Below are 3,021 nucleotides of genomic sequence, written 5' to 3'. Positions count from 1 at the left end.
CGCGGTGCCTCAGTCGTCATGACGCAGATCACATCGGCTCCACGGGTTAACGATGACTAACATCCCCGGTGACGACCGACGTGCGGTGAGGGCGGCGAAGGGAAGGTGCACATGGAGCCGGATGTGAAGGCGGACGTGAAGCCGGACGAGAAGGCGGACATGGAGGTGACGTATCGCGGGACGGTGTACCCGTGGCACTGCGACCACATGGGGCACATGAACGTCATGTGGTACGTCGGGAAGTTCGACGAGGCCACCTGGCAGCTCTTCTCGAGCTTCGGCGTCACCCCCGAATACCTCCGTGCCGGGGGCCGCGGAATGGCCGCGGTGGACCAGCGGATCTCCTATCGCCGCGAAGTGCGTGCCGGGGACGTGCTTGTCGTGCGTTCGGCTCTGCTGGAGGTGCGCAGCAAAGTGATCCGCTTCTGCCACCGGATGGAGAACGCGGCTACCGGTGAGGTGGCAGCAGTCACGGTGCTGACCGGGGTCCACATCGACACCGGGAAGCGGCGATCCTGCCCGATGCCCGAGGAGCAACTCGCCCGGGCGGGCGCCATGGTGAGCGACATCGACCCCGGAATCTGACCGGACCTCCGCCGGCGCCCCGTCCGGTGAGAGCCGCCCGCCGATGAGTTCCGGCTCCCGCGGCGGTCACCCCTCCCATGGACGTACGAGCGGACGTACGAGCGGGCCCGCAGCGCTGCGAGGACCGGAAGGGAGCCATCGGTGACCGATGACGAGGCGCAGATCCGGACGCTGATCGAGCGCTGGACTAGGGGGTGTCCGCGAAGTCCCGCCTGGGGTGCGGGGTCTGGCACGCACGCTCCCGGCGTTGTCGGTCGTCGGCGCAGCCCGCTGCGCTCTCCTCCTCCGTCTTGCGATCGCACGCACCAGACCCCGCGCCCCCCGCCTTGCAGGCGGACGACGCTACTTCGCCGACACCCCCCTAGGGCGGCGCACGACGGCGACATGGACACGGTCCTCGCGGATCACGCGGAGGACATCGTGATGTTCGACGTGCCCCCGCCCGAGAACGGCGCACGTGGCATCGCTGAGTACAGGGAGACGTGGCCGCCCTTCTTCACGTGGCAGCAGATGGGCGCCTCCTTCGACATCGTCGAACTCGAGGTCACGTCCGGAGCGGACGTCGCCTTCGCCCACGCACTGCTGCGGTGCGGGATGCCGGAGGAACTCCGCGACGCCCCTGACGACCGGCTGCGCCTGACGATCGGGCTGCGCAAGGAGGACGGGCGCTGGGTCGTGGCTCACGAACACCACTCGTTCACGGACAAGACCTGCCTGGAGGAAGCTCGATGAGAAAGATCGTCTTGTCCGTGTCGGTGTCGCTGGACGGGTTCTTCGAGGGCCCGGACGGCGAACTCGACTGGCACATGGTCGACCACGAACTGCACTCCCACTTCAACGAACAGCTGCGCGGAATGAGCGCCTTCCTCATGGGGCGCGTCAACTACGAGCTGATGGAGGGGGTCTGGCCGGATGCGGACTCGGACCCGTCGAGCACCGGACCCGAAGCGGAGTTCGCCGGGATCTGGCGGGAGATGCCCAAGCTCGTCTTCTCCAGGACCCTGGAGCGGGCCGACGGGAACTCGACCATCCTGCGGGAGGTCGATCCGGACGGGATCCGGGAGCTCAAGGCCCAGCCGGGCGGGGACATGGCGCTCGGCGGCGCTGACCTGGCGGCGACGTTCAGAAGGCACGACCTGATCGACGAGTACCGCATCTACGTCCATCCGGTCCTCATCGGGCGCGGCAGGCCCTTCTTCCGGGAGTCCGAGGCGCGTGCCGACCTCCGTCTCGCCGGGACCCGCACCTTCGGCAACGGCGTCGTCCTCCTTCACCACCGGCGCCCTGAGGACTCCCGGGAGGCATGACGGCGTGTTGCGAAGGGCCGCCCGGCCCCGGCACGTTCACCATTTCCACGCGTGCCCGGCCCGTCAGCCCCCGCGCGCCATGGCAGCCCCTACGCGTCACGGGAGCCCTGCGCGTCACGGCGGAACAGGGCCGTCCAGAGGAAGGGTTCGCCGAAGCAGGTGGAGGCGGGCGGCTCGTCACGCATGCGCCGCAACTCGACCTCCAGCAGACCGGAGAAGATCCGGCGCAGGGCCTCCGGTGTGTAGGCGAGCCCGCCGTGCAGCCGGGCGTCGCTGTAGAAGGCTGCGTCGGGGAGTTCGGAGCCCATCCCGCCGGCCGCGAAGCACGAGAGGGCGAAGTGCCCGCCGGGTGCGAGGAGCCGGTCGAGGAGGGCGAGGTAGCTGACGCGGCGGTGAGGCGGCAGGTGGTGGAAGCAGCCCGAGTCGTAGATCAGGTCGTACGGGCCGCCCAGTTCGGCCCCGGTGAGGCCGAAGGCGTCACCGCAGTGGAACCGGACCTCGGCGCCTGCCTCGCGGGCGCGCTCCCCGGCCCAGGCGACGGCCGTCGGGGAGAGGTCGACCGCGTCCACCTCGAAGCCCCGCGACGCCAGATGGACGGCGTTGCGGCCGGGCCCGCAGCCCAGATCGAGCGCCCGCCCCGGTGCGACGAGACCCCGGTCGAGGTACGAGGCGAGGTTCTCGTCCGGTTTCGCCGCGAAGAACGGCACGGGCTTCGAGCGGTCGGAGTAGAAGCCGTCCCACCAGCCGGCGCCCTCAGTCGTCCAGCGGTCCGCGTCCGGAGCGAACAGGTCGTCCAGGAGCTTCAGTACGTCGTCGACGGTGCGAATGTTCCGGTCCATCCGGCTCCCCCTTCGCCATGCGGGAACGTACGCCTCGGAACCACGTAACACCAGATCAGGCCGCATGGGGCGGGCGCTTGGACGGTCGGTGAGGAGGCCGGCACGGGCACGGCGAGGACAGGGTCCGGGCAGCGCTCGTGCACCCGCCCGTGCCCCGTCCGAAGGCTGCTGCGGCCCTCTCACGGCGACGCCGGGGCAGGTTTCTCGACGAGTCTCTCGGCGAGTCTGGACGCGACCGTTCAGCGGTCCTCGTCGTCCTGGCCGTGCTCCGCTCCCGGCTCTCGTCCGGC

The 3,021-nt window shown here is 69.9% G+C and carries 4 protein-coding genes; 3 read left to right on the top strand and 1 reads right to left on the bottom strand.

The window, feature by feature from the left end; genetic code table 11:
* Positions 1-111 precede the first annotated feature (111 nt).
* The 3 genes from H5J26_RS29980 (at position 112) to H5J26_RS29970 (ending at position 1,892) form a co-directional block, all read left to right on the top strand.
* Positions 112-585, top strand: a complete 474-nt coding sequence (locus H5J26_RS29980) for an acyl-CoA thioesterase (protein WP_181769105.1) — start codon at positions 112-114, stop codon at positions 583-585.
* Between the two features lie 270 nt (positions 586-855).
* Positions 856-1,317, top strand: a complete 462-nt coding sequence (locus H5J26_RS29975; RefSeq protein ID WP_419183869.1) for a YybH family protein — start codon at positions 856-858, stop codon at positions 1,315-1,317.
* Positions 1,314-1,892: a dihydrofolate reductase family protein gene (locus H5J26_RS29970; protein ID WP_181769103.1), complete on the top strand. Its 579-nt coding sequence runs from the start codon at positions 1,314-1,316 to the stop codon at positions 1,890-1,892. The genes H5J26_RS29975 and H5J26_RS29970 overlap by 4 nt, the downstream gene beginning before the upstream one ends.
* A gap of 89 nt (positions 1,893-1,981) precedes the next feature.
* On the opposite strand, the gene H5J26_RS29965 is transcribed toward H5J26_RS29970, so the two are convergent.
* Complete coding sequence (locus H5J26_RS29965; RefSeq protein WP_181769102.1) at positions 1,982-2,731, bottom strand: class I SAM-dependent methyltransferase; 750 nt, start codon at positions 2,729-2,731, stop codon at positions 1,982-1,984.
* Positions 2,732-3,021: the final 290 nt, after the last annotated feature.

Source organism: Streptomyces albidus (ex Kaewkla and Franco 2022), from assembly GCF_013870515.1.
GTDB classification, from domain to species: domain Bacteria; phylum Actinomycetota; class Actinomycetes; order Streptomycetales; family Streptomycetaceae; genus Streptomyces; species Streptomyces albidus.
This window is presented reverse-complemented; position numbering and strand designations above follow the sequence as displayed.

Bases quoted from the DNA above. Each gene is read 5' to 3' on its own strand.
- H5J26_RS29980 (WP_181769105.1), top strand. From the start codon at position 112: ATGGAGCCGGATGTGAAGGCGGACGTGAAGCCGGACGAGAAGGCGGAC.
- H5J26_RS29965 (WP_181769102.1), bottom strand. From the start codon at position 2,731: ATGGACCGGAACATTCGCACCGTCGACGACGTACTGAAGCTCCTGGAC.
- H5J26_RS29970 (WP_181769103.1), top strand. From the start codon at position 1,314: ATGAGAAAGATCGTCTTGTCCGTGTCGGTGTCGCTGGACGGGTTCTTC.